The organism is Fannyhessea vaginae DSM 15829, assembly GCF_000159235.2.
GTDB classification, from domain to species: domain Bacteria; phylum Actinomycetota; class Coriobacteriia; order Coriobacteriales; family Atopobiaceae; genus Fannyhessea; species Fannyhessea vaginae.
The window spans coordinates 786,069-806,928 of the sequence record NZ_ACGK02000001.1 but is presented as its reverse complement, the minus strand read 5'-3'; the positions used below and the strand labels follow the sequence as shown (position 1 = coordinate 806,928).

At 42.9% G+C, this 20,860-nt stretch carries 19 protein-coding genes; 1 reads left to right on the top strand and 18 read right to left on the bottom strand.

Going from position 1 to position 20,860, the window contains the following annotated elements; translation table 11 throughout:
• Positions 1-173: 173 nt before the first annotated feature.
• The 13 genes from HMPREF0091_RS03510 to lepA form a co-directional block, all read right to left on the bottom strand.
• A complete protein-coding gene (locus HMPREF0091_RS03510) occupies positions 174-2,429 on the bottom strand; it encodes a polyribonucleotide nucleotidyltransferase (protein ID WP_006302889.1) in 2,256 nt (751 codons plus the stop codon).
• A gap of 86 nt (positions 2,430-2,515) precedes the next feature.
• The gene (gene rpsO / locus HMPREF0091_RS03505; RefSeq protein WP_006302888.1) at positions 2,516-2,794 is read right to left on the bottom strand and encodes a 30S ribosomal protein S15; all 279 of its coding nucleotides are present in this window, start codon (positions 2,792-2,794) and stop codon (positions 2,516-2,518) included.
• Positions 2,795-3,052: 258 nt separating this feature from the next.
• Positions 3,053-3,805 (bottom strand): DNA repair protein RecO, encoded by a 753-nt coding sequence (recO, locus tag HMPREF0091_RS03495; RefSeq protein WP_029575163.1) that lies wholly within the window; start codon positions 3,803-3,805, stop codon positions 3,053-3,055.
• 120 nt (positions 3,806-3,925) lie between these two features.
• Entirely contained in the window at positions 3,926-4,819 is an 894-nt protein-coding gene (era, locus tag HMPREF0091_RS03490) for a GTPase Era (protein WP_010241669.1), read from the bottom strand.
• 44 nt (positions 4,820-4,863) lie between these two features.
• Positions 4,864-5,241: a diacylglycerol kinase family protein gene (locus HMPREF0091_RS03485; RefSeq protein ID WP_006302884.1), complete on the bottom strand. Its 378-nt coding sequence runs from the start codon at positions 5,239-5,241 to the stop codon at positions 4,864-4,866.
• Positions 5,242-5,243: 2 nt separating this feature from the next.
• On the bottom strand, positions 5,244-5,750 hold the full coding sequence (ybeY, locus tag HMPREF0091_RS03480; protein WP_006302883.1) for an rRNA maturation RNase YbeY: 507 nt from the start codon (positions 5,748-5,750) through the stop codon (positions 5,244-5,246).
• Between the two features lie 85 nt (positions 5,751-5,835).
• Positions 5,836-6,792: a PhoH family protein gene (locus HMPREF0091_RS03475; protein ID WP_010241672.1), complete on the bottom strand. Its 957-nt coding sequence runs from the start codon at positions 6,790-6,792 to the stop codon at positions 5,836-5,838.
• Positions 6,793-6,871: 79 nt separating this feature from the next.
• The gene (gene mtaB, locus HMPREF0091_RS03470) at positions 6,872-8,137 is read right to left on the bottom strand and encodes a tRNA (N(6)-L-threonylcarbamoyladenosine(37)-C(2))-methylthiotransferase MtaB (protein ID WP_006302881.1); all 1,266 of its coding nucleotides are present in this window, start codon (positions 8,135-8,137) and stop codon (positions 6,872-6,874) included.
• Positions 8,137-9,222, bottom strand: coding sequence for a molecular chaperone DnaJ (gene dnaJ / locus HMPREF0091_RS03465; protein ID WP_006302880.1), 1,086 nt, complete (start codon positions 9,220-9,222; stop codon positions 8,137-8,139). Before dnaJ ends, mtaB begins: the two co-directional genes overlap by 1 nt.
• A gap of 32 nt (positions 9,223-9,254) precedes the next feature.
• On the bottom strand, positions 9,255-10,382 hold the full coding sequence (locus HMPREF0091_RS03460; protein WP_010241674.1) for a DnaJ domain-containing protein: 1,128 nt from the start codon (positions 10,380-10,382) through the stop codon (positions 9,255-9,257).
• An 86-nt stretch (positions 10,383-10,468) separates the two neighbouring features.
• Positions 10,469-11,728, bottom strand: coding sequence for a coproporphyrinogen-III oxidase family protein (locus tag HMPREF0091_RS03455; protein WP_006302878.1), 1,260 nt, complete (start codon positions 11,726-11,728; stop codon positions 10,469-10,471).
• A gap of 4 nt (positions 11,729-11,732) precedes the next feature.
• A complete protein-coding gene (locus HMPREF0091_RS03450) occupies positions 11,733-12,905 on the bottom strand; it encodes a tRNA dihydrouridine synthase (RefSeq protein ID WP_006302877.1) in 1,173 nt (390 codons plus the stop codon).
• Positions 12,906-12,980: 75 nt separating this feature from the next.
• A complete protein-coding gene (gene lepA, locus HMPREF0091_RS03445; protein ID WP_010241677.1) occupies positions 12,981-14,795 on the bottom strand; it encodes a translation elongation factor 4 in 1,815 nt (604 codons plus the stop codon).
• Between the two features lie 141 nt (positions 14,796-14,936).
• Here lepA and rpsT point away from each other — a divergent pair, with 141 nt between their 5' ends.
• Positions 14,937-15,203: a 30S ribosomal protein S20 gene (rpsT, locus tag HMPREF0091_RS03440; RefSeq protein WP_006302875.1), complete on the top strand. Its 267-nt coding sequence runs from the start codon at positions 14,937-14,939 to the stop codon at positions 15,201-15,203.
• A gap of 131 nt (positions 15,204-15,334) precedes the next feature.
• Here rpsT and holA read toward each other — a convergent pair whose 3' ends face one another.
• From holA to HMPREF0091_RS03415, 5 genes are all read right to left on the bottom strand, one after another.
• Positions 15,335-16,345, bottom strand: coding sequence for a DNA polymerase III subunit delta (holA, locus tag HMPREF0091_RS03435; protein ID WP_006302874.1), 1,011 nt, complete (start codon positions 16,343-16,345; stop codon positions 15,335-15,337).
• 85 nt (positions 16,346-16,430) lie between these two features.
• The gene (locus tag HMPREF0091_RS03430) at positions 16,431-18,125 is read right to left on the bottom strand and encodes a ComEC/Rec2 family competence protein (RefSeq protein WP_006302873.1); all 1,695 of its coding nucleotides are present in this window, start codon (positions 18,123-18,125) and stop codon (positions 16,431-16,433) included.
• Positions 18,118-18,951 carry a helix-hairpin-helix domain-containing protein gene (locus tag HMPREF0091_RS03425; RefSeq protein WP_006302872.1) on the bottom strand — a complete coding sequence of 278 codons (834 nt, stop codon included), beginning with the start codon at positions 18,949-18,951 and terminating at the stop codon, positions 18,118-18,120. Before HMPREF0091_RS03425 ends, HMPREF0091_RS03430 begins: the two co-directional genes overlap by 8 nt.
• A 197-nt stretch (positions 18,952-19,148) precedes the next feature.
• Positions 19,149-20,447 (bottom strand): tRNA sulfurtransferase, encoded by a 1,299-nt coding sequence (locus HMPREF0091_RS03420; RefSeq protein ID WP_006302870.1) that lies wholly within the window; start codon positions 20,445-20,447, stop codon positions 19,149-19,151.
• Between the two features lie 86 nt (positions 20,448-20,533).
• A complete protein-coding gene (locus tag HMPREF0091_RS03415; protein WP_006302869.1) occupies positions 20,534-20,857 on the bottom strand; it encodes a DNA-directed RNA polymerase subunit omega in 324 nt (107 codons plus the stop codon).
• Positions 20,858-20,860: the final 3 nt, after the last annotated feature.

Here is a 20,860-nt window from a genome sequence, read left to right as displayed (position 1 = left end):
GTTGTAAATTAAGATGACTAACAAATAAGTAAAAAGTCATATATTTATTGTACCTGAAATTAGCTTTATCAATGAAAATATCGTAAAAAAAGAGTCGCAAAAAGCGACTCTTTACAAGTTAAACCAATTAAAACCACTACAAAGGTTCAAACGAAAAAAGCAAACCTTGTTAGTTAGTCTTCGTCATGAACTTCGTGATGACGACGCAGCTGTCTGTGAGAAGAAGGAGCCGAAGCATCTTCTTTCAGTGAAAAATGTTTGTGCTGCGCACGTGGGGTATATGGACGAGCTGTGCGTGCTTCGGGTGCATGAGCATGTTGTCCATCATTTTGAGCAACTTCGGGTTTATCAAGGCGGTCAAGAGAAATTTTACCCTTATCATCAACGTCTAAGACGCGAACGCGTACTTCATCGCCAACGGATAGAACGTCCTCAATTTTGTTAACTCGTCCTTGTGCAACACGAGAGATGTGTAATAAACCATCTTTTCCAGGAAGAAGCTCTACAAATGCACCAAAGGGCTGAATACCTACAACTCGACCAGTATATTCTTCGCCGACTTCTGGAACTTTAATAATCGCCAAAATGCGATCTTGTGCCAGTTTGCCAGCGTCACCTACACCCGAAATAAATACACTACCGTCTTCTTGAATCTCTACTGTTGCACCCGTTTCGTCTTGGATTGCGCGAATGACTTTTCCGCCCGAACCAATAACGTCGCGAATATTATCAACAGGAATTTTCATGCTGATAATTTGAGGCGCTGTTTCTTTTGTAGCAGTACGCGTTTGAGGAACAGCAGCTAACATGGCATCAAGAATATGCATACGACCTTCATGAGCCTGTTTGAGGGCTTGACGCAAAATTTCTGGCGTTAATCCAGTAGCTTTATTGTCCATTTGCATGGCAGTAATACCTTTTGTGGTACCTGTCACTTTAAAGTCCATATCGCCAAGGAAGTCTTCCAAACCTTGAATATCGGTAAGAACAACTGTCTTGCCCTCTTCTTGAATAAGACCCATAGCAACTCCAGATACAGGACGCTTAATAGGAACGCCCGCATCCATAAGAGCAAGAGTAGAGCCGCAGGTAGACGCCATAGAGGATGAACCGTTAGACTCCATAACCTCCGAGACAACACGTATTGCATAAGGGAATTCTTCCTCAGAAGGAATAACGGGCAGAAGCGCACGTTCAGCAAGATTTCCGTGACCAATCTCACGGCGTTTTGGTGAACCTAAGCGACCAGTCTCGCCTGTGCAATATGGTGGGAAATTATAATGGTGAATATAACGTTTGCCTTCGGTAGGCTCTATCGTGTCAAGGCGTTGCCATTCGCTAAGCATACCAAGTGTAGCAATTGAAAGCACTTGTGTCTGTCCACGTTGGAACAAGCCCGAACCATGAACTAGCGGTAAGTAGTCGCCTTTTACCATAAGCGGACGAACTTCAGTAGCGCTACGACCGTCGACACGCTCACCAGTTTCTACAACCATTTTACGCATAGCGTGTTTTTCAAGACTTTTAAGCTCGGCAGGAATCGCAAGTTCCCATTCTGCTTGCTCATCTTCTGTAAACTCTTCAACGATTGCAGCCTTAAGCGCTTCAACTTTATCCATACGACTTAGTTTATCTGCGTCTTTTAGGGCAGCGCTCATCTCGTCAAAGTGAGCAAACACGCGATTATGAACCTCTTCAATGGGTTCATCAAGCTCGTAGCTCTTCTTTTCGCATACGCCATTAACAGCTTCATATTTAGCAAAGAAGTTTTTCTGCTCGGCGCAAAATGCTGCAATAGCTTTTTGGCCAAACGCCATGGCGTCAAGCATATCATCTTCAGAAATTTCCTCGGCACCAGCCTCAAGCATGGAAATAAAGGTTTCAGAACCTGCAAGTTCAAGATCAAGATCAGAGTTTTTACGCTCTTCATAAGTTGGGTTAACAAGATACTCACCCGTAGTTTTATCACGTCCAATGCGAACGCATGCAAGCGGCCCTTCAAAAGGAACACCACCTGTATACATAGCCGCTGATGCTCCCATAACGCAAATGGTATCAACTGGATGAATTTGATCTGCAACTAAAGGCATAGCAACAATTTGGACTTCGTTTCTAAAACCATCAGGAAAAGAAGGACGAATTGGACGGTCGATCATACGTGCAGTAAGCGTTGCTTTTTCGGTTGGACGAGCTTCACGCTTAAGATAGCCGCCAGGTATACGACCAACGGCATACATTTTTTCGATAAAATCAACCGTAAGTGGGAAGAAGTCATAATTTTTGCGTTCTTTTGAAACAACAACGGTAAGATTAACGGTAGAATCGCCACATGATACTAAGCATTGACCAGTTGCTTGCTTTGCAAGCTCACCTGATTCTAGTTTGTAGTGTTTGTTGAACAGATCGAACTCATAGCTAACTTTTGACATAAAATCCTCGATTATCTCCTTCTACCCCATTGTAGAAGGGCTTGCCCTATGTAAAAAAGCACCCAAAATGGGTGCTTTTTATACAACTATTGAATGTTGTCACGAATACCCAAGCTCTTAATAAGGCTACGGTATGTTTCAACATTTTGTCGTTTGATATAACCCAAAAGGTTACGACGTTTACCAACAAGCATCAGCAAACCACGACGAGTGTGGTAGTCGTGCTTGTGAAGCTTAACATGCTCGGTAAGACCTTTAATACGCTCGGTAAGCAATGCAACCTGTACACTTGCAGAACCAGAGTCTTTCTCGTCCTTACCAAATTGCTTGATAAGCTCTGCTTTACGCTCTTTTGAAACTGCCATAGGAGTTTCCACCTTTCTGTAAAAAATTTGCCTTAAACTGGGAAAGCGTCAAGGTGTGGACCACAATCCAAGTTGAAGGTACGAACCTATAAAAGAATACCATCTTTTTCTTGTAAAGCAAAGAAAGTTAACCAAATACATACAGTTTCATGCTTTACGGCTTTGTAGATAGCATTTATAGACGTATAAATTCGATGGAACGCTTCGTCATATAAACAACACCACATATTGCAACTTACTCCACTATGATGGGATGTTTTAAATCTGGAGAAAGAACTCAAACGCACGAAGGCGCACATCCAAATGAGTAGCTGCCCATTGGTGCGCCAGAAGTCCTAAGTTATACATAATTTTTGGGTCATAATCGGTATGTATGATCTTGTCAAACACACTACCCAACATAAATTCTAAAAACTGCACTTCTGACGGCGTAATTTCTGAAAGACCATCAATATCATGAGCACAACTTGTACAAATGCTGCCGCCCGAAGTAGCAGAAAAATAAGCAATATCAGCTTCTCCGCAGTAAATGCACGAAGAAAGGATCGGGCGATATCCTTCGTGTGCTAAAACTTTAAATGTGTAAGCAACAACTAATGCCAACAACACGGTATATGAATTAATGGTCTCACATAAGCTGAGCGCGCACGAGCAAATGTTAAACATAAAGGGATTGGGCAAATCAGGAAACGTGGTATAACGTGCAAGCTCACACACAACACAGGCTGCGGCAAAAGCATCGGGAAGTTCACGCAATGTTTTATGCGGACAAATACTTACGGCTTCTTGAACAATATCTAATGAAGTACCCTCAGCTAAGAGAAAATCGGCCTCATGAGCAAATTCACAAACACCTGCAAATCTGCCACCTGGTTTAAGCGCACCTTTTGCAATCGCTTGGCGTTGAGTTCCATCATCGCATACAAGCGTGAGTATTCTATCTTTTTCTTTGAGCTTGGTACGATGATCAATAATAAGTGCGTGTTTTCTAATGAGTTTTCTTCGATTCATAAGCACCCCATTTGTGCTTTGCATGTAACGCAGACATATCCACACCTCTTAGACTTTATGTAAGGCATGTCAGGTTTACTTAACGTGTACAGCAAAGGACAAAAGTATACAAAATCTAAGCTAATCTTGGTGTACATAGCCTAATTTTTTTATCTCTGAAGCGTCTTTTCGCCACAAAGGCACAACACATACCACTAAATCTAAAAAGACACGTGCTCCCAATAATTTTTCTATGTCTTTGCGAGCCTCAACGCCGATCTTTTTGATAAGCGCTCCACGTTTTCCGATAATAATAGCCTTTTGTCCTTCACGTTCAACGATGATTTGCGCGCGAATTGCACAGACATCATGATGATGCCATTCAAATTCAGAGACATCAACAGCAACACTATGGGGGATTTCATCGCGGGTAAGATTAAGAACTTTTTCGCGGATAAACTCTGCAATCAAATCTTTATCGGACATATCAACATCCATATCGGATGGAAACCAATAGGGACCAGCTGGAAGATGCTTGCGCACAATCTGCAAAAAAGTATCAACGTTAAAGTTTTTACGCGCGCTTACTACAAGCTTTTGATCATAATTTGCAAGCTTTGAAGCCGCTTCAAGTTGTTTTGTAACAGTTGCAGCATCAACTTTATCCGCTTTGGTAATTACCAGTAATTTAAAAGGAGCCAAGCTCTGTTGAATATGATGAGCAACCCATGCATCACCGCGCCCTACTTCTTGAGATGCGTCGATTAAATGAGCAACTACGTCTACATCTTTAAGTTCGGCAAGCGCAGTTTGATTGAGCTCTTTACCTAAGGCATCTTTAGGCTTATGCAAACCTGGAGTATCAACAATAACAATCTGCGAGCTGTCATCGGTAAGAACTGCACGCATGCGCCGTCTTGTGGTTTGGGCCACACGAGAGGTAATTGCTATTTTTCCTCCGTAGCATGCATTTAAAAGCGTTGATTTGCCAACACTTGGTCTTCCTACCAAACTTACAAAACCGCTGGTAAACACAAACGTTGCTCCTTTGTATTGATCTACACCAATTAAATAAAACTCTAAAGTAACCCTAAAGCTCGCAGGTATAAGCCTAAACCAACAACACCAACCATCAGGCATAATACCCAAACAGCAGCTGCTGCAATATCTTTTGCTTTCCCTGCAAGAGGATGAAACTCCGGAGATACCAAGTCGACAACTGCCTCGATGGAGGTATTAAAAAGTTCGGCCGAAATTACGCAGCCGCAACACAAAATATAGATACACCAGGCAAGTACATCAAAGCAAACGAGAAAACCCAACACACATCCTATAACACCAACTACAAGCATAACCCGAATATTGCGCTCTTGATGAATAGCTGTGCAAAAACCCTGAATGGCAAATAAAAATGATCGTCTAAAATTGGGATGCTTGGGATGTTTGCCAGGGATCATAGCTACTCTTCCCCACGGTGTCTGGTAAGCGTGACATGGCCTACATGACGGGTTGTACCAACTTCTAAAAGCAGGCGATCTTCAAGCGCTTCCATAACTTCCGCTTCATCATCTGTAAGATGATCATATCCCAGTAGATGAAGCATACCGTGTATCAACAGAAGTCTACACTCGTCTTCATGCGCCATATGAAAAGAATCTGCTTGATGTGCAATATAGTTAGGAGCAAGAACAATGTCACCCAATTCGCAAACTTCTCCGTTAGCTAAATCAGGATCATCGGGGCGTTCACATTCTAAGGAAATAACATCAGTGGGTCTGTCTTGATTGCGCCAAGTTTTATTAAGCGTGTGAATATGTTCGTCTGTCACAATAGAAATCGAAACATTACAGGGACGTTTTACCTGTTGATCCTGCAAAACGTAGCTGCAAATATGCATCATTTCGTCTTCTTCTAATATGCTGTTTACTTCTTCGTCGCAATAAAAGTTATACGAATGTTCTACCATGATCCACCTTTAGTTTGTTAACTTACACGCTATTATACCAATATATACCTTACAACTCCCCCTCAACGAGAGTTTTAGCAGAGACTTAAGACCCAAGTTTCTCAAAAGCATCGTAGGCATCAACAATAGAAGCAACTAAGCTATGTCGTACAATATCATTTCTGTCAAGCGTTACAAAAGCAATATCGCCAAGGTTACCTAAAATCCTTTGAGCCGAGATAAGTCCGCTTGTTCCAGCAAGATCCTTTTGAGTAATATCTCCAGTTATAACAAAACGAGAACCAAAACCAAGCCGCGTTAAAAAGAGCTTCATCTGCGCATGTGTGGTATTTTGCGCTTCATCCAAAATAACGAATGCACGGTTAAGGCTTCTTCCTCTCATATACGCCAGAGGCGCAATTTCGAGCGTACGATTTTGGATCCAGGTACCAACGGTTTGTGTCCCTTCCAAATCTATAAGTGCATCATAGAGTGGTCGAATGTAGGGATCTAGCTTATCTTGCAAGGTGCCCGGCAAAAACCCAAGTGATTCCCCTGCCTCAATAACAGGACGCGTGAGAATAATGCGTGATATTTCGTGATTTTTTAAAGCGCGCAGTGCAAAAGCAAGTGCTAAATACGTTTTCCCCGAACCTGCAGGTCCTGTTACAAAAGTTATGCTGTTATGTTGAATTGCCTGACAATACTTTTTTTGACCTACGGTCTTAGGTACAACAGCGATACCTTTGCCGCTTGTATATACAACAGACGCATCCAAAGACTCAACTTGTTTATCTGCGTGAAAATAATCGTCAATAAGTAGGCTAATTTCATCAGATGAGGGATGCAGATCTTGTTGCAATAAGTTTATCAGCTCATGAAGTACATGTAATGCTGCTTCAGTTGACGAAGCGCAACCCTCAACAGTTAAGCGATTATGATATACGCGCAAAGAAACACCTAAATGAGATTCAAGCAAACGAAGCACACAATCTCGTGTGCCAAATAGTTCTGCAAGATTTATGTCGCATGGAATGATAAGCTCTTTTTTTATAACTTCCATAGCCATCCTTTGCATACGTAAAACAGTCGTTAGCTAACCTGCCAAAATTTGGCGCTCTTTTTGCAGCTTCGTTGCATATTTAGAGGCGCTCAACAAGTAAGCTTGCGTCTTTCATAACAGATAAAATACGCACGTCAACAAGGGTATCAAGGCACGTTTGTTTATCTAGATGAACGTCGAATAAACCCGAGGTAACACCATAGCCTACCCCTTGGACAAGCACACGATCGGTTTGTCCAATAAGCTTCTTTGCTTGTTCATAGCGCATACGAGAAGCAAGCTCACGCATGAGTTTACTCCTTGATGCCATGACATGGGGGTCAACTTGATTGGGAGCGCTTGCCGCAGGAGTACCTTCACGTTTTGAGTATCTAAAAACGTGCATCTTAGCAAAGCCTATACGCTCACAAAAATCATAGGACGTTTGAAATTCATCATCAGTTTCACCTGGAAAACCTACAATTAAATCGGTGCCAAGCGCAATTGAAGGCATATAGGCTCGTGCATTTTCTACGGCTGCAGCATATGAGCTTGCAGTGTAGTTTCTTCTCATGCGTTTAAGGGTAGCCTCGCAACCCGATTGCAAACAAATATGCAAAAACGGAGCAATTCTTCCTTGTGATTGAGCCATTACCCTCAAAAGCTCATCAGTTACATCGGGCGGCTCTATCGAAGAAAGACGCACTCGTTCAACTGGTGTTTCATCAAGGATAAGCTGTAGTAAATCGGGAAGCCGCACGCGAGATCCATGATAAATTTCTCTAAAATCGCCCAAGTTAATACCAGTAAGCACTACTTCACGCGCGCCATGAGCAATGGATGATCGAACTGATGCCAAAACAGACTCACAGCTCACCGAACGCGCAGGCCCTCGCGCTTTCCACACGATACAAAAAGAGCAGCGATTGTTACACCCATCTTGAACTTTAATGCCGGGACGCATTCTTCCTGTTGGCGTAGGCGTCTGAACAAGATCTCCGTCATCGTCTACCGAACCTGCAATACAGCCAAATTCTCCCAACACACGCTGGCATACTCGAGCTTTATTTCGTTCAACTAACACATTATCGGCAATAGAAGACAACTCATCAGCATGTAAATTTGCAACACAACCTGTAGCAACTACAAAGGGCACATTAGCAAGATTTGCGGCACGACGCACAATTTTGCGTGTTTTAGCTTCGGCTTCTCCTGTGACGGCACAGGTATTGATAACAATGGCGTCGGCCTCATTTTGATTAACAACCTTACACCCTGCTCGTTCGAGCTCAGAGGCAATAACGTCGGTTTCAACGCGATTGACACGACAACCTAAATTGATAAAAGCAACTTTAGGTACCTGCATTAGTTTCGTCCGTCTACCAGTTTTTTAATACATGCCTTATCGGCCTTTGAAAGTCCTTTAGGGCTTACCACACGAACAACTGCAACAAGAGAGCCACGCGCAGAGCTTTGACGTCGCGGCATACCTTTTCCAGACACGCTAATACGCTGGCCATATTCACAAGAAGAAGGAATATGTACTTCAACAGTTTCGTCTGGCAAAATGCCTTGAACCTCCTTTGTACAGCCAACAATAGCCTGCAGGGAGTCAATGGTAAGCTCACAGAAAAGGTCATCACCTTGACGTTCAAATGTTTTATGTTCGGCTATAACAATACGAAGCAGTAAATCACCCGAAGCAGCACCACGCAAGCCTGCTTCACCTCGGTGAGCTACTCTCATAGTTTGACCACTGTGAATACCGCGCGGGATCTCAACAGAAACGCGTTCACGTGACGGAGTTCTTCCTTGGCCTTGGCATGTTTCGCACGGGTGATCAAATACTTTACCCATACCACCACAAGCACTACAAACAGTTTGAGATTGTACTTGACCAAAAATAGATTGCTGAACTTGTGTTACCACGCCTGTTCCCTTACAGTGCGAGCACGTTACTTCATGAGCATCGGCAGCTGCGCCTTTGCCGTTACAATCGTCACAAGGAGCTAGACGCTCGTATGCGATTTTTTTACTACAACCACTTGCTGCTTCTTCAAGGGTAATAGTAAAATTCATGCTCATATCACGACCGCGGTTTGGAGCAGCCGCTCCAGAAGATCTACGTGCACCACCTGAGAAAAACGAGCTGAATATGTCGTCAACGTCAAAACCTGAACCTCGAAAGAAATCGGACATATCAACATAATCACTGTGAAAACCAGCAGGGCCATCAGCACTGCCATATCGGTCATAATTAGCACGTTTTTGTTCATCGGAAAGGACCGAGTATGCTTCGTTTACTTTTTTAAATTTCTCTTCTGCATCTGCTTCTTTGTTAATATCAGGATGCAACTGACGAGCTTTTTTTAAGAAAGCGCGCTTAATTGTTTTTGCATCCGCGTCGTGTGCAACACCTAATATATCGTAGTAATTTTCTTGTGCAGCCATAGTGTGTATAAATCCCCACCTTTAATAACAATTTACAAACCCAAAAGTTTACGTATCACAACAGGAACAACAGTTAAACAAAACGAGATCAACAAAGGCGTGTATCCCGCTTTACCTGCGTTTCTCCACCAGCCTAAAGGATGGACAATGCCACGCTTACAAAGAGTAGTTGTTCCAATAATTACAAGAATTGCAGGAAATACAAAATTGTAATAGAGCGTATTAGTATACAAGCCAATCGCAAGAATTGGGATAACAAAACCTAAACAACGCGCACCTAGCCGCTCTGCAGCAATAAGGCGCTCGGACGCAACAACACATTCAATAATCAAATCATGAGCAGGTTTGTTGTAAGTACCTGCGTGTCCTTTATGCTTAAGAACAATGCGATGTCCATCGTGCGTATGAGTTGGAACTAAGACTTCTACCGTATCTTTTTTGAGGCTTCGTCCACTGCCTGCGCAATTTGCGCACGGATTAACAATCAGTTTACCCGATCCTTTACAATGCGAACACACCATGGTATGAGACGACATTCCTAAAAGCATAACAAAATCGAGTTCAAGCGTTCCTTTACCGTCACAAATAGGACAGTTAAGCGTCTGCAACTCTTCTTGAGCGCCAAGTCCATGACAAGCATCACATGCAACAAAATGTGTATAAGATATTTTTTTGGTACACCCCTGCTTTGCCTGTTTATCATCTAAATGCAGCAAAACGGTAATGTCTTTTCCTTCAATATCTTGATATGCAAACTCGTGCAACGATTCGCTCGAGCTGGTAGACGAAGGGTTTTGAGTAAAGAAATCAAAGCCAATATTTGGTCCAAAACCAGCCGCGCGCAAAAAATCATCCAAATCAAAACCATCAGGCGTGCTAAACCCACCTTGAGCAAAAGGATCTTGCGAGCCATAAGGAGATTGCGACATAAAAGGATTTCCGTTTAAGGAAGCATCATAGCGTCTGCGTTTTTGTTCATCGGAAAGAACTGCATATGCCTCTGAAACTTCTTTAAAACGTTCTTCGGCATCAGGAGCCTTATTGATATCGGGATGAAGCTTACGGGCTTTCTGTTGAAACGCTTTGCGAATCTCTGAGGACGTAGCGCTTTGGCTTACGCCTAGTATGTCATAATAATTTGTTTTTTGAGCCGATGCCATACACATTCCCATCGCATATCTTATCAATTCTTATAAATTGTACCCTTATATGACGCTTAATTGATGATGGTTTCATGGTTTAATGCTTAAGGCTCCAAAACAGACTTAAGTTCCATAGGAGCTAAATCGAGCAGCGCTTCAAAAATATAATTTCCCAAAAGCCACCCCTTATGTGTTGCCTGAAGGTATCCATGATTGTAGGCCATAAGTCCTAAATCTATCAGCCGATCAAATGTTGCGTGAAGTGCTTGAGCTCCTAACACTTCTTCTGCATAGCTAATAACATCGGGTTCAATACCTCGAGCCAAGCGCGCTTCAAGCATCAAATCCTCGGCAAGAACTTGCGGTAAGGTTAAAAATTCAAGCGAAGCTTTGCGCTGCGAAAGCCTAGGGTTGCGAATAAAAGATGCACGAGAATCGGTGCAAGTAATACGAACTCGCGCTATATCAGAAGGAAGATCTGGCAAGGTTTTCCATACCTGTTTTAAGCGCCTGTAAGCGTGGGTTGTGAGCATAGACGCAGCAGAAGGTCCAAGTCCAATATAGGTTCGCGCACTCCAATACCCACAATTATGGTCACATTGCTCGTTTGGTTGCGCATAGCTTGAGGTTTCGTAACGCTTATAGCCATACGATTCGAGCACATCATGTGCAATATCCATACGAGCCGCCTGAACTGCCTCACTATTAAATTTTGGGTGCGAATGAGCATAGCGAGCCCAAAATGCTGTTGATTGTTCGATCGTTAACGGATAAATGCTTACGTGATCTACTTTACAATTGATAACATCATGCAAACTTTTGAGCCATGAATCATCAGTTTGCAAGGGAATGGCACACATAAGATCACACGACACGCTAAAACCCATAGCTTTGAGCGTGCAAAGCCGCTCAAGTGCGCGCGCGGGCGTGTGCGTTCTGCCTAGTGCTTTAAGCTCATCGGCATTGGTAGATTGAACGCCACATGAAACACGGTTGATACCTTGGCGGAGCATATGAGATAAAAGATCATCACAAGCAGATTCAGGATTCACTTCACATGATTTCTCACGGAGCGTTGGACACGTTTCACAAGCACATTCAATAATGTCAGGTAACTCATGAGGTAACGCCGAAGGGGTGCCTCCTCCAATGTAGAGTGTTTCAGTATCTTCACATACATTGGCAGCTTTAAGTTCATTGAGCTGGCCTTTAAGAGCAGCTGCGTACTCGGAAGGAACTGAGGTAGTACTTTTAAAAGGCCAGCTTGCAAAATCGCAGTATCCGCATTTTTGCGTACAAAATGGAATGTGAAGATACAGCTCGTGAATATCCTTATCAGCCAAACGTTGCTTGTATGCCACCATAAAATCAGCGCCCACTTGACATTTCTTGTGACACCTGCTTATCTGTTTGTACCTGCTCTTTAAATGCTTGTAACAAATGTAAAAACTCATCAAGTGTGGTAGCTGTCATAAATTTTTGACGCCACAAAGCAGCATGTGAAAGACCATATAAATACCAGCTACACAGGCTACGTGCTCGTGCCATATGCGCGTGAGTGGCTGCCAAAAGCCGAAGATGCAACTCAAGTGCGTTAAGTCGAGCTGAAATACTATGCGTATCCGTTATATGAGCATGACGATTATGTTCACGCGCGCTCGAGTTGTATAAACCAGCATCTAAGAGAGCAGACAAATCGGATGGATTGCCTTTAAGCAGTAATTTCTTTTTGTTAAAAATTTTAAGTGCGTCATCAAAGATCCACGGATTTCCATAGGTACCTCGTGCAATAAGCACTGCGTGTGCTTGAGTTTTATACAAAATTCTACATGCATCTTCAGCGCTCATAACATCACCAGAGGCAATAACTGGAATATCAACAGCTTCTACAACGCGCTTGATACTTTCCCAGTTGGCCTCGCCTTTATAGAGTTGCTTAGCAAATCGGCCATGCACTGCAAGAGCTGATGCGCCCGCATCTTGCAAAGCGCGGCCAAACTCAGCAGCGCTTTCGTGGTCCATGTAATAGCCACGCCGAATTTTACAGGTAACTGGCACTCTAACTTCGCGCAGGCACGCCCGAACAAGAGCGCAGGCACGATGAGGATCACACATAAGCGCGCTTCCCTCTCCTCGTTTAGTAACCTTGGGAACTGGGCACGCCATATTTATGTCAATACAGCTTAATTTATCCCCCAAAAGTTCACCCACCAAGGCGCACGCGCGCTGAAATTGCACAGGATCAGAGCCAAAAAGCTGAACGATAAGATTAGGCTCTGCGGTGTGTGGCAAGCATAGCTCACGCGTAGCTTGGTTCTTCATGCATAATCCAGCTACGGATACCATTTCGCTGTAGGCATATTGAGCTCCACCAAGCCTATTCATAATACGATAAGCACTGTTGGTAACGCCTGCCATAGGTGCTGCCAGAAAAGGCATGTCCTTACATGAATCTAAAAAAGGCACTTGAGGATTAACAATATCATGCAAATCGGCAGCGGGCGCATATTGAGAAATAAGAGAATCAACATCACTTGACATGGGATATCCTTATCAATTTGGATCATAGATAATAAAACAGGAAAGCACAAACTCTATGCAAGTTTGAAAAATGCGTTATTGGTCATCGCCCACGTTGAGCACGGCAAGGAAGGCTTCTTGAGGCACTTCCACCGATCCTATGGACTTCATGCGTTTTTTACCCTCTTTTTGCTTCTCAAGCAGCTTTCTTTTACGCGAAATATCTCCACCATAACACTTTGCAAGCACGTCTTTACGCCGCGCACGTACGGTTGAGCGAGCAATAATCTTATTACCAAGCGCGCCTTGGATTGGAACTTCAAAAAGCTGCTGAGGAATAATCTCTTTTAATTTATCGCATAAATTTCGCGCCATTGCATAGGCTTTATCTTTATGGATAATAAACGACAAAGCATCAACAGCATCACCTGCTAAAAGCATGTCAAGTTTTACCAAATCGGAAGTTTTATACGAGTCCATCTCGTAATCAAGGGATGCATATCCTTTGGTACGGCTCTTAAGCTGATCAAAGAAATCCAAAATGAGCTCGGCAAGTGGAATATCAAAGTGGAGCTCAACCGATTTTTCACTCAGATAAACCATGTCTTGTGTAATGCCGCGATGTTCTATTGCAAGCTGCATAACAGCTCCCGTGTACGCAGGCGGAACAATCACTTTAGCTTTAAGGTAAGGCTCTTCTATATGGTCGATTTTGGTAACATCGGGCAAATCCTGAGGAGAGGTAATGCTTAGCATGCGCTTGTCGGTAGTGAATACGTGATAATTGACCGATGGCGCCGTTGCAATAAGATCTAAGTTAAATTCGCGCTCAAGACGTTCTTTAACAACCTCCATATGCAAAAGACCTAAAAATCCAACTCTAAAGCCAAAACCAAGCGCAACGGAAGTCTCCGCACTCCAGGTAAGAGAAGGATCATTTACTTTGAGCTTCTCGAGCGCATCACGAAGATTTTCGTAATATTTAGTGTCGGTAGGAAAAAGACCCGTAAAAACCATGGGTTTTACATCGTGATAGCCTTCACAAGCGCGAGCACACGGACGGTCGACACACGTAATGGTATCGCCTGTTTTAACCAGCTCGGGATCTTTAAGACCCGTAACAACAAAGCCAACTTCTCCAACAGAGAGCTGCGATACACGCATTTCAGACGGACATTTTATACCAACATCATCACAGAGAAACGTATCTCCGAGCGCCATCATTTTAAGATTCATACCTTTTGAAATTTGACCATCAAAGACACGAACAGTAGCAATGACGCCACGATATTCGTCAAAATACGAGTCAAGAATAAGCGCTTTAAGCGGTGCGTTAACATCGCCTTGCGGTGGTGATATAAGATAGACCACCTGTTCAAGTAAATCGTGAATTCCCTCACCAGTTTTACCCGAAACAAGCACCGCGTCATCGGCAGGAAGAGCAAGCTCATCTTCGATTTCTTGTTTAACCTCTAAAGGATGTGCAGATGGAAGGTCTATTTTATTGATTGCAGGCACAATGTCTAGGTTTGCATTCATAGCTAAGTTGGCATTAGAAACAGTTTGCGCTTCTACACCTTGCGTTGCGTCAACTACCAAAATAGCGCCTTCACATGCAGCCAACGAACGAGAAACTTCATAGGTAAAGTCAACGTGACCTGGTGTATCAATTAAATTAAACTGATAGGTTTGACCGTCGTCGGCTTTATACGCTACGCGCACTGCATTAGATTTAATAGTAATACCGCGTTCACGCTCGATATCCATAGAATCTAAAATCTGACTTTCCATATCGCGCGCAGCCACGGTATGCGTAAGCTCGAGAATACGATCAGAGATCGTAGACTTACCATGGTCGATGTGCGCAACAATAGAAAAGTTGCGAATATGTGATGTGTCATTGTTTTTCATAGTATTCATATCTAAGATGATAGCGTATTTTTTACAAAGTGATATACTTACTTTTTGACCTCGCCGTGTCAAATGAAGGAAAACCCCACTTTCTTCATGCAAAACTAGAGGCCTCAAGAATTGTTACCGAAAGGATCTACCGTGGCTAATATTAAGTCGCAGAAGAAGCGTATTCTTACCGCCGAGAAAGCTCGTATTCGCAACAAGGCTGTACGTTCAGAGCTCAAAACCGCTGTTAAAGAGGTTCGTTTAGCTGTTGAAGCTGCAGATCTCGAGAAGGCTCAAGCTGCTGTAAAACGTGCTGGTCGTCTGTTGGATAAAGCAGCATCTAAAGGCATTATCCACAAGAACCAAGCTGCTCAACGTAAGAGTGGAGCACAAAAGCTTGTTAATAGCTTACAGGCATAGATAATACGTATGCATTTGTAACATTTTTTGAAGATTTGTATGTAAAAGCTCGGGCGTTTGTCTCGGGCTTTTATAGTATATGTGTTTCACCTATGAATATCTTATGAAGACACATGCAATGTTTAACTAACTTACATCTCACCTTGACGAGGCGAACAAATCTTCTGCGCAAATAACACCAGATCAGTAAATGTTGCACGAGATAGCTTAAAGCGCATATTTAAATCAGCAGACTCGCACAAAAGTTCGTCAAGCTCTGCAGCTTCAAAGTTATCCGCAGCCGCACGTAATTTGTTTACCTGCCAACTTTTTACATTCACCTTTTCAGACATGAGCGCAAGTTGACCTCGCGCGGCAAGGTTCTTTGCACAAATAAGCTCACGTAAGCGCTTAGAGATAAGCGCCAACAAATATAAAGGCGACGTTTGCGCTTGTGCTTCTAACAAGGTAAGTGCGCGAGCACATTCACGAGCAGCAAGCGCATCGATAAGTTCCCAGGGTTGCTGGGCATTTGTTCTTATTACATGCGAGCACACCAGGTCTTTAGTAATTCTTAGAGGTTGAACTGCATGGGCGTGATCAGTTGAAGATACACTAACACTGTGTTTGAGTATTTCAAGTTGTTTTTCGAGAACAGAAAGCGAAGTGCCTACCCTATTTATAAGTTCATCTGCAGCATCAAAGTCAACGCTTACGTTTAACTTTTTTTCAAGTACAGACAAAGTACGATGCGCCTGAGAAGCCGTTTGTGGCTCGCAATTTATAATTGCCTTTGGATCCACTGCAGAAATAGCTTTATATAGCTTAGAATTTTTTGCAAGACGTTGCATGCATAAGCAAACAATACAGCTCGGATTAGGATGTTTAAGATAATCTATAATGTCTGCAATAACGTCTTTAGGTAACGCTTCTGCCTCGTAAATAATTGCCAAGCGCCTTGTATCGCAAACAGGCATTTGAAGAAAGACGCTCAACAAAGTTTGACTGTCTTTAATATCAGCCGCATGCCATTCGTTACAATTAAAAAAACTCATTTGAGGCTGAACGTAGAGCTTAAGACGACGAACGATCTCTGCCATTTTTGCCGTATCGGTACCTAGAGCAACATATACAGGCAACTTTGGGGCGTTTTCCTGTGCCATAAAACTCCTTTACGTTACTGGTGCGGCAAAAACCCACATGCACACAAACGTTTTCAAACAAAGCAGTGAGCTTGAATTGGTGAGACTAGTATACGTCATGTGTTCCAGGACGAGGCCACTTGTAAGCAATAACCACAAGGAATACAGCTGCGCTGAGTGCTGCGCCTGCAGAATGTCCATCGGTGGAAACGTACGCACTTGGAAATTTTGAAAATAGCTTAAGCACCAGCAAAATTGCCGATGTAGCATAAGATCCTACGCATAAAAGCAGATTGGCCACGAGAACACAAGGCGCGCATACGATGGTTAGTACTGCTAAAAGAGCTGTATACACCATACAGGGCACAAGTATCACATTACTTAAAACCGCTATAAAAGAAACGCCCTGAAAAAAGCCTATCGAAAACGGCAGCGTACTCACCTGCGCACAAAGCGACATTGACGCAACTTGAAGAGCTGAAGTAAGAGCTTTTGTTTGTATTCCATGTATCAAAAGTTCTAGCACGCGCTTAAGATGTCCTTCTGATTGAGAACGCAAATACGACAAGGTTCGTAGCAGTTTTACATACATCCATTCAACGAGAAAGTTTCCATAGTTGCCAAAGAGTGCAAGCCCAATAACGCAGCTTACCGATAAAATAAAACTTACATCGCAGGCACACCAAGGGTTTACAACAATCATGATCAAAGCTGTACACGAAACACTTGATATGACATGCCTTTGTGCTCGAAAAAAGTCTGCAAACACGCTACAGGCAACCAAACCCCAAGCTCTGAGCGCTGAAAGCGGCATACCGCAACTCATAACAAAGACCATGCTTAAACACAGGGTAAGTATACGTTGCGTAAAAAGGGAAAGCGGCATGTGACTTAAAATCTTAGCAATTAAAAGCGAAAAAAGAGCCAAATGTGTACCAGATACACAGACAACGTGAGAAATTCCGCACACCCTAAATAAATCAGTCATACCGAGCTGATGCATGGGTTCTTTGTATCCGCAAATACTTGCAAGCATGAGTGCACTATGTTCTGGTGTTGAGCGTTTAAGAATATTCATACACTGCAAACGAATAAAACTTGCTAACCCATAAAGCCCCACCGGCTTTTGAACATGGTGTACGCGTTCAATAGTCACAGACCCTAAAAGTCCTTGAGCACATGAGGAAAGTTTAGTGGAATCAGATGTATAAGCCTTAAACTGTCCTTGAACCGTATACGTGCTATAGAGTTCAAGGACTTCTTTGCTTATAAGCTCTGCAGTACCAACATAGTTATCATTTACAAAAATTTTAGCAGGTGTCACATAGCTATGAAACACTGACCTACTGTCTGCTATGCACATACACTTAAGCTCATTACGGGCGCTTATATGCTGCAATACATGTTGACGAACACAGGTCTGGTATACCAAAAAGATACCAAGAACGCAACTTATACCAGCTGTTATAATGACCATCCACCCTATTTTTTTCGAACGTTTCAAAAAGATATACCAAGGCGCTGCAACGTATGCACATCGATAGAGCAAAACAGTACATCCAACGCACGCAATACCTATACATGCAGGTATTATTGCGTAACTACACAGCAAATCTAATGCAGATGATAGATATACAATAAGCTTTTGAGCGCGAGCCATTTCATATAAACGCGCAGAACGAAGTACCAAAAACAAAACAAGATGGGCCGTCATATACACAGCTAATATAGGAGGAAGATATGGTTTTGTAAAACGAGGAAGACTAAATTCATCATATTTGTCTTGGCTTTTGCTATACATGGAGATACTTTCGGACCTTTTCAAATTTCTTTGAGCCAATACCTTTAACGCGTTTCAAATCTTCAACATGCTTAAATGGGCCATGTTCACGACGATCGGCAATAATCCTATCTGCCATAGCAGGACCTACTCCTGGAAGTTCTAAAAGCTCATTTTTTGACGCTTTATTAAGTGAAATAGGACGCGTAGGCGCGTGTCCTTTGCGCGTTGTAGAAGCGCCTCTGTCTTGCCGATAAGAATCACCAGAAGCAGCCCCAGTTGAATCTTGTGTAAGCGTTGCATCTTCCCCAACACGTGGTATATGGACTTTTTCACCGTCATGAAGCTCTGATGCTAAATTTAATGCAGCTACATCTGCGTCACTGGTTAAGCCACCTGCACGATCAATACTATCTTTCACGCGCGCGGAAGTAGAAAGTTCATAGACATCGGGATGTGCAACGCAGCCGTCAATATAGATGACTATGCGTTGTGATGTGTCTTCTTGCGATGGTTGTGCATCTTCTTTTGCTTGATTAGTATCATCGTTTTCTTCAGAAGCGTTTGGGCTTAAAGATATTTCGTCCGTTGATGCAAGGGGCACAGGCGTTATCAAAATCGTTGAACATATCCACCAGCCAATGCATGCGATAACAATAATAACACCTACCACACATCCAATAACCTCTGGCTTTGCTCCAATAAGCTTATCTTTGAGATTCTGCACAGCATGAGCTAAACCAAGGCAACGTTTGTGCCGATTGTCTAAAGATACGTCCCAAGAGAGCGGTACTTGCGCACTCAAAGGGTCTTCTAAAGGGTGGCGCTTACGAGAAATTTGAGCCATAAAAATCGCTTTCTTTGGATACCGACAAGACAGTAGTCATATCGTACAAAGAAAGCGCAAAGAGTAAACGTACAAATAAAATAAGGCGTGCAGCTAACATGCTGAAAGCATGCATGATTATCAGCACATAGTGGTAAAAATCTATGTCATGAGTGCACGTTTCAAGTAAGTTTACCAAAAAAGCGAAGCTACAAGGGTTATCTACCTAGCTCACGATGATACGCGCGTTTAGCAGAACAGCTATGATATGCATAACACGAGTCATAATCTATGTATTCAATGTGATCAAAGAGCTCATCGATCATAGCTGCATGATCAAATGAGTCCCAAGCTGCATGTACCGCATCAAGTTTAGCGTGTGTTTCGGGTCGACGAGGCATAAATAACGTGCAGCAATCAGGCGATGGCTTAGAACTTATATCGTAGGTACCAATTTGCAGGGACCGCTTAATAATCTCTTGTTTATCAGAACCAATTAACGGACGAAGTACAGGCAGACTAACCATTTCGTTAACAGCTGCAATATTATCCAACGTTTGAGAGGCAACTTGTCCGAGTGACTCACCTGTTACCAATGACTTTGCACCCTCTGCGAGGGCAAGTTTTTCTGCAACCGCAAACATAATGCGACGATAACAAATAATGCGCAGGCTTTGAGGTACACATAAGGATATCTCGCGTTGTTGATCTCCAAAGGGGCAAACGTAGAGTCTTCCAATACAACCAGTAGGATCAAGAGCAGAAACAATTTGACGAGTAAGATATTCGCTCGTATCAGCTGTTTGAGGACGACCTGAAAAATGCAAAGGTATACACACCGCGCCACGTCTTCCAACCATCCATGTAGCGACAGGTGAATCAAAACCACTGGAAAGCAACGTCACAACTTTACCAGCAGATCCTACGGGCAAACCCCCTACTCCAACTAAAGATAAAACTGCATTGTCATCAAACGCTTCAAAATCAAGTGCGCCATATCCTGCAGCAAGCAAGCTCTGTTCAACAACGGCATACACATAGGCTACATTGTTAACAACTTGAACATCCAATTGAACGTCGGGTTTATGCATCTGCACTTTTTTATCGGGAAATGCTTTACACAAAGCTTCACCTACCAAACAGTTAATCTCAAGCGTATGAAGCTCAAAATTGGTAGACGATTTGTGTGCATGCACCTTAAACGTTAAAAAATGCGGAATATGTGAAAGTGCTAACACGGCAGCTTCACAAATTTGGTCTTTGTCTTGCTCGACACAATACGCAAGAGAAACACGCGCAACACCAGGTATTTTGGCTGCAGCTCGAGCGAGTTCTGGCGTACAATCGCCATTTTTTACACGAATGCGAACATGACCCGAAATCCTATCAACACCAGCAAGATCAAAAGCACGCAGGCCATGTTTAAGATTTTGAATAAGCTGGTGCTCAAACGTAGACCTGTTTTTACCTTTTAATCCAATTTCGTGATAATGAATAAGACATACGCGGGAAAACATACAACCAACCTTACCTTAGATTTCTTAATAAAAAAATACACGACATAATGCCGTGTATTTAACAGATAAAACCTTATACACGCATGTTATAAGTTATGTTCAACACGCGCGTTGGAACCGCGAAGCTCCTCATCAAAAAGATCTTTTTGATAGCTTAAGTCACCCGAATCGATTTCATTCATAGCAGCAGAAACGGGATCTTTTCCCGAAACTTCTGTAGTAATGGTATCAATATCGTTAATTGCAGCTACACGTAGATGCTGACCGCGAATCATGCTTTTAATGTCGCATGCACGCTTAGCAGCTATTGCACAAAGCAAGAAAGGATTCTCTTCTGTTTTTTCGAGAAGACTGTTAATCTCAGGCTTTGTAATATCTACAGAAGGTGTATCACTTTTATGCATTGCCATATT